At 66.1% G+C, this 5,963-nt stretch carries 7 protein-coding genes; all 7 read left to right on the forward strand.

What is annotated here, in order from left to right; translation table 11 throughout:
• Positions 1 to 3 precede the first annotated feature (3 nt).
• A complete protein-coding gene (locus tag JMF90_RS20445; RefSeq protein WP_011549458.1) occupies positions 4 to 486 on the forward strand; it encodes a low molecular weight protein-tyrosine-phosphatase in 483 nt (160 codons plus the stop codon).
• Positions 487 to 600: 114 nt separating this feature from the next.
• A complete protein-coding gene (gene iscR, locus JMF90_RS20450) occupies positions 601 to 1,140 on the forward strand; it encodes a Fe-S cluster assembly transcriptional regulator IscR (protein ID WP_006401955.1) in 540 nt (179 codons plus the stop codon).
• Between the two features lie 65 nt (positions 1,141 to 1,205).
• On the forward strand, positions 1,206 to 2,429 hold the full coding sequence (locus JMF90_RS20455) for an IscS subfamily cysteine desulfurase (RefSeq protein WP_011549460.1): 1,224 nt from the start codon (positions 1,206 to 1,208) through the stop codon (positions 2,427 to 2,429).
• 67 nt (positions 2,430 to 2,496) lie between these two features.
• Entirely contained in the window at positions 2,497 to 2,904 is a 408-nt protein-coding gene (iscU, locus tag JMF90_RS20460; RefSeq protein ID WP_006478389.1) for a Fe-S cluster assembly scaffold IscU, read from the forward strand.
• A 65-nt stretch (positions 2,905 to 2,969) separates the two neighbouring features.
• Positions 2,970 to 3,293 (forward strand): iron-sulfur cluster assembly protein IscA, encoded by a 324-nt coding sequence (gene iscA, locus JMF90_RS20465; RefSeq protein ID WP_011549461.1) that lies wholly within the window; start codon positions 2,970 to 2,972, stop codon positions 3,291 to 3,293.
• 96 nt (positions 3,294 to 3,389) lie between these two features.
• Entirely contained in the window at positions 3,390 to 3,917 is a 528-nt protein-coding gene (gene hscB, locus JMF90_RS20470) for a Fe-S protein assembly co-chaperone HscB (RefSeq protein ID WP_006491598.1), read from the forward strand.
• 54 nt (positions 3,918 to 3,971) lie between these two features.
• Positions 3,972 to 5,840: a Fe-S protein assembly chaperone HscA gene (gene hscA / locus JMF90_RS20475; protein WP_054927961.1), complete on the forward strand. Its 1,869-nt coding sequence runs from the start codon at positions 3,972 to 3,974 to the stop codon at positions 5,838 to 5,840.
• Positions 5,841 to 5,963: the final 123 nt, after the last annotated feature.

Raw genomic sequence — 5,963 nt, forward strand, 5'->3', positions numbered from 1 at the left:
GCGATGACCCGCGTTGCGATCTGTTTCGTCTGTCTCGGCAACATCTGCCGTTCGCCCACCGCGGAAGGCGTGATGCGCCACCAGGTCGACGCGGCCGCGCTGGCCGACCGGATCGCGATCGATTCGGCCGGCACCGGCGACTGGCACGTGGGCGAGCCGCCCGATACGCGGGCGCAGGCGGCGGCCCGCAGCCGCGGCTACGATCTGTCGGCGCTGCGCGCCCGGCAGGTGAGCGCGGCGGATTTCGAACAATTCGACCTGCTGCTCGCGATGGACGAGGCGAATCTCGCCGAACTGCGCCGCCGTTGCCCGCCGCAGCACCGCGAGAAAGTGCGCCTGTTGATGGAATTCGCGCCGGGCGCGACCGAAACCGAAGTGGCCGATCCGTATTTCGGCGGCGCGCAAGGCTTCGAGCAGGTGCTCGACCAGGTCGAGCGCGCATGCGCGGGTCTGCTGGAGACGCTGCGCGCACGCACGGCGCACTGACCGCACGCTATTCAGCGGCCTGCGAATACCCTTTCAAAGACATGGATACTTGACTAAAAACGTCAAATATTTATACTTGACCAAAATCGTCAAGATTGCAGTCCCCTAGACACCATGAGACTCACCACCAAAGGCCGTTTCGCCGTCACGGCGATGATTGACTTGGCACTGCGCCAGGAGCAGGGCCCGGTGACGCTTGCAGGCATCAGCCAGCGCCAGCGGATTTCGCTCTCGTATCTCGAACAGCTGTTCGGCAAGCTGCGCAGGCATGAAATCGTCGAATCCGTGCGCGGCCCGGGCGGCGGCTACAACCTCGCGCGTCGCGCGCAGGACGTCACCGTTGCCGACATCATCATCGCGGTCGATGAACCGCTCGACGCCACGCAGTGCGGCGGCAAAGGCACGTGCGACGGCTCGAAGCAGCCCGACGGCCATTGCATGACGCACGAGCTGTGGTCGACGCTGAACCAGAAGATGGTCGAATACCTCGATTCGGTGTCGCTGCAGGATCTCGTCGATCAGCAGCGCGCACGCGAGGGCGCCCCCGCGGTGCTGCGCGACCGTCGCGCGCCGGAGCCCGTCGCCGCACCGGCCGAGCCCGTGCGCACGATGCCGCTCGGCCCCAATTCGGTGTTCAACATCGCGAGTTCGTGAGCGCGAAAGCGCCCGCCATACCCCATAACGCACATAGTCCCTGCACAGAATACCCGGAGCGACAGATGACCCAAGAGACTCTCCACCTGCCCATCTATATGGATTACAGCGCGACGACGCCCGTCGATCCGCGCGTGGTCGACAAGATGGTGCCGTACTTGCGCGAGCAGTTCGGCAACCCGGCGTCGCGCAGCCACGCTTACGGCTGGGACGCGGAGCGTGCAGTCGAGGAAGCGCGCGAACAGGTGGCCGCACTCGTGAACGCCGACCCGCGCGAGATCATCTGGACGTCCGGCGCCACGGAGTCGGACAACCTCGCGATCAAGGGCGCCGCGAACTTCTACAAGGGCAAGGGCAAGCACATCATCACGGTGAAGACCGAGCACAAGGCCGTGCTCGATACGTGCCGCGAGCTCGAGCGCGACGGTTTCGAAGTCACCTATCTCGACGTGAAGGATGACGGCCTGATCGACCTCGACGTGTTCAAGGCCGCGCTGCGCCCGGACACGATCCTCGTGTCGGTGATGCACGTGAACAACGAGATCGGCGTGATCCAGGACATCGAGACGATCGGCGAAATCTGCCGCGAGAAGGGCATCGTGTTCCACGTCGATGCCGCGCAGTCGACCGGCAAGGTCGCGATCGACCTCGCGAAGCTGAAGGTCGACCTGATGTCGTTCTCGGCACACAAGACCTACGGCCCGAAGGGCATCGGCGCACTGTACGTGCGCCGCAAGCCGCGCGTGCGCATCGAAGCGCAGATGCACGGCGGCGGTCACGAGCGCGGCATGCGTTCGGGCACGCTGCCGACGCACCAGATCGTCGGCATGGGTGAAGCGTTCCGCATCGCGCGCGAGGAAATGGCGACCGAGAACGAGCGCATCCGCATGCTGCGCGACAAGCTGCTGCGCGGCCTGTCGCAGATCGAGGAAACCTACGTGAACGGCGACATGGATCACCGTGTCCCGCACAACCTGAACATCAGCTTCAACTTCGTCGAAGGCGAGTCGCTGATCATGGCGATCAAGGACGTCGCGGTGTCGTCGGGCTCCGCGTGCACGTCGGCGTCGCTGGAGCCGTCGTACGTGCTGCGTGCGCTCGGCCGCAACGACGAGCTCGCGCACAGCTCGATCCGCTTCACGGTCGGCCGTTTCACGACGGAGCAGGAAGTCGACTTCGTGATCAACCTGCTGAACAGCAAGATCGCGAAGCTGCGCGAACTGTCGCCGCTCTGGGAAATGCACCAGGAAGGCATCGATCTGTCGACGATCGAATGGGCCGCACACTGATACCGCATTGAATGCAACCGCGGGCGGATTGACGCACGCAGACGTAACGAGTCAAGGAGTCTGAGTCATGTCTTACAGCAACAAGGTTCTGGATCACTACGAAAACCCGCGCAACGTCGGTTCGTTCGCGAAGGACGACGACACGGTCGGCACGGGCATGGTCGGCGCGCCGGCATGCGGCGACGTGATGAAGCTGCAGATCCGCGTCGGCGCGGACGGCGTGATCGAAGACGCGAAGTTCAAGACCTACGGTTGCGGTTCGGCGATCGCATCGAGCTCGCTCGTCACCGAATGGGTGAAGGGCAAGACGCTCGACGAGGCACTGTCGATCAAGAACACGCAGATCGCCGAAGAACTCGCGCTGCCGCCGGTGAAGATTCACTGCTCGATCCTCGCGGAAGACGCGATCAAGGCAGCCGTGGCCGACTACAAGAAGCGCCACGACACCAAGGAAAGCGATCAGGCAGCAGCCTGAGCGGCATCGAGCGGCTAGGGAAGGAAACGCGGGGCCTCCGAGTGGGGCGCCGCGGCAAGGACATCATGGCAATTACACTGACCGAAAAAGCAGCACAGCACGTTCAGAAATACCTCGTCCGTCGCGGCAAGGGTGTGGGCCTGCGGCTTGGCGTTCGTACGACCGGGTGCTCGGGGCTCGCGTACAAGCTCGAGTATGTCGACGATCTGGCTCCCGAGGATCAGGTGTTCGAGAGCCATGGCGTGAAGGTCGTCGTCGATCCGAAGAGCCTCGCGTATATCGACGGCACCGAGCTCGACTTCGCCCGCGAAGGCCTGAACGAAGGGTTCAAGTTCAACAACCCGAACGTGAAGGACGAGTGCGGGTGCGGGGAATCGTTCCGCGTGTGACGCGGCTCCCTCCGCGCGATGCGGGCAAGAGGCGGCACGGGCCGCCTTTTTAATGTGCGGCGTTTGCCGCACGACGAACCGGAATTGAACGCGACGATGGTTTCGCTGAAAGACAGCCATTTCGATCTGTTTCACCTGCCGGCGCAATTCGCGCTCGACGAGACGGCGCTCGACGCCGCCTACCGGACGGTGCAGACGCAGGTGCATCCCGACCGCTTCGCGGCGGCCGGCGACGCGCAAAAGCGTATCGCGATGCAATGGGCCACTCGCGCGAACGAGGCGTACCGCACGCTGCGCGATCCGTTGAAGCGCGCGTCCTATCTGCTGTCGCTGCGCGGTGTCGACATCGGCGCGGAAAACAACACGGCGATGGAGCCTGCGTTCCTGATGCAGCAGATGGAGTGGCGCGAGGGCATCGAGGATGCCGCGGCCGCCCGCAACGTCGACGCGCTCGATGCGCTGCTCGCCGAGCTGCGCGACGAGAAGCGCGTGCGCGTCGAGCGCCTCGGCACGCTGCTCGACAGCGGCGCCGACCAGGCCGCCGCGGAAGCCGTGCGCCAGCTGATGTTCATCGAACGGGTCGCGTCGGAAGTGGGCGCGCAGATCGAGCGCCTCGAAACTTAACCGCGTGCCTTGCGGCACGCGCAGCAAACGGGCCGAGCGCCCGAACGAACCAAGATGGCTTTACTGCAAATTTCCGAACCGGGCATGGCGCCGGCGCCGCACCAGCGGCGACTCGCCGTCGGGATCGATCTCGGCACGACGAACTCGCTGGTCGCCGCCGTGCGCAACAGCGTGCCCGAAGTCCTGCCGGACGAAGCGGGCCGCGTGCTGCTGCCGTCGGTGGTCCGTTACCTCGAGAAGGGCGGCCGCCGCATCGGCCACGAAGCGAAGGAGCAGGCCGCGACCGATCCGCGCAACACGATCGTGTCGGTCAAGCGCTTCATGGGCCGCGGCAAGGCCGAGGTCGAAGGCGCGGCGAACGCGCCGTACGAATTCGTCGATGCGCCGGGCATGGTGCAGATCCGTACGATCGACGGCGTGAAGAGCCCGGTCGAAGTGTCGGCCGAGATTCTCGCGACGCTGCGTTATCGCGCGGAAGATTCGCTCGGCGACGATCTGGTCGGCGCGGTGATCACGGTGCCCGCTTACTTCGACGATGCGCAGCGCCAGGCGACCAAGGATGCCGCGCGTCTCGCGGGCCTCAACGTGCTGCGCCTGCTGAACGAACCGACCGCCGCGGCGATTGCCTATGGCCTCGACAACGCGGCCGAAGGCCTGTACGCGGTGTACGACCTCGGCGGCGGCACGTTCGACCTGTCGATCCTGAAGCTGACCAAGGGCGTGTTCGAGGTGCTGGCCGCGGGCGGCGATTCCGCGCTCGGCGGCGACGATTTCGACCACGCGCTGTTCGGCCACGTGCTCGCGCAGGCCGGGATCGACGCGAAGACGCTCGCGCCCGAAGATGTGCGCCTGCTGCTCGATCGGGTGCGCGTGCTGAAGGAAGCGCTGTCGTCGGCGCCCGAAGCGGCGCTCGACGTGACGCTGTCGAGCGGCGCACACCTCGTGCAGACGATTTCGCACGATACCTTCGCGTCGCTCGTCGAGCCGCTCGTGCAGCGCACGCTCACGCCGACCCGCAAGGCGCTGCGCGATGCGCAGGTCACGCCGGCCGACATCAAGGGCGTCGTGCTCGTCGGTGGCGCGACGCGCATGCCGGTGATCCGCGACGCGGTCGCCAAGTATTTCGGCCAGCCGCCGCTCGTGAACCTCGACCCGGACCAGGTCGTCGCGCTCGGCGCGGCGATCCAGGCCGATCTGCTCGCGGGCAATCGCGGCACCGGCGACGACTGGCTGCTGCTCGACGTGATTCCGCTATCGCTCGGTGTCGAGACGATGGGCGGCCTCGTCGAGAAGATCATTCCGCGCAATTCGACGATTCCGATCGCGCGTGCGCAGGAATTCACGACCTTCAAGGACGGCCAGACCGCGATGGCGATCCACGTCGTGCAGGGCGAGCGCGAGCTCGTCGCCGACTGCCGGTCACTCGCGCGCTTCGAGCTGCGCGGCATTCCGCCGATGACGGCGGGCGCCGCGCGCATTCGCGTGACGTATCAAGTCGACGCGGACGGCCTGCTGTCGGTGTTCGCACGCGAGCAGTTGTCGGGCGTCGAGGCATCGGTCGTCGTGAAGCCGTCGTACGGCCTCGCCGACGACGACATCGCGAAGATGCTGGAAGACAGCTTCAAGACCGCCGAAATCGACATGCGGGCCCGCGCGCTGCGCGAAGCGCAGGTCGAGGCCGAACGGATGCTCGAGGCGACGCAGGCCGCGCTGGCGGCCGACGGCGAACTGCTCGAGGCCGACGAGCGCGCGCAGGTCGACGCGCTGGCCGCGGCGTTGCGCGCGGTCGCGCAGGGCGACGATACGCAGGCGATCGAAGCGGCGACCAAGGCGCTGGCCGACGGTACCGACGAATTTGCGGCGCGCCGGATGGACAAGAGCATCAAGCGCGCGCTGTCGGGCCGCCGGCTCGACGAGATCTGAACCCACGAACCGCGCATCGGCCGGCAACGGCCCGCGCGATGATGAACGTGCGGCGCGCGGCGCCGCACCCTGACTGACGGAACGAACATGCCTCAACTGGTGGTGCTGCCTCACGTCGAACTG

The organism is Burkholderia sp. E168m23 (genome assembly GCF_016586125.1).
Taxonomy (GTDB): domain Bacteria; phylum Pseudomonadota; class Gammaproteobacteria; order Burkholderiales; family Burkholderiaceae; genus Burkholderia; species Burkholderia orbicola.

Excerpts from the sequence above, each read along its gene's own strand:
- iscR (WP_006401955.1), top strand. The coding sequence starts at position 601 with ATGAGACTCACCACCAAAGGCCGTTTCGCCGTCACGGCGATGATTGAC.
- hscA (WP_054927961.1), top strand. The coding sequence starts at position 3,972 with ATGGCTTTACTGCAAATTTCCGAACCGGGCATGGCGCCGGCGCCGCAC.
- iscU (WP_006478389.1), top strand. The coding sequence starts at position 2,497 with ATGTCTTACAGCAACAAGGTTCTGGATCACTACGAAAACCCGCGCAAC.
- iscA (WP_011549461.1), top strand. The coding sequence starts at position 2,970 with ATGGCAATTACACTGACCGAAAAAGCAGCACAGCACGTTCAGAAATAC.
- hscB (WP_006491598.1), top strand. The coding sequence starts at position 3,390 with ATGGTTTCGCTGAAAGACAGCCATTTCGATCTGTTTCACCTGCCGGCG.
- JMF90_RS20455 (WP_011549460.1), top strand. The coding sequence starts at position 1,206 with ATGACCCAAGAGACTCTCCACCTGCCCATCTATATGGATTACAGCGCG.
- JMF90_RS20445 (WP_011549458.1), top strand. The coding sequence starts at position 4 with ATGACCCGCGTTGCGATCTGTTTCGTCTGTCTCGGCAACATCTGCCGT.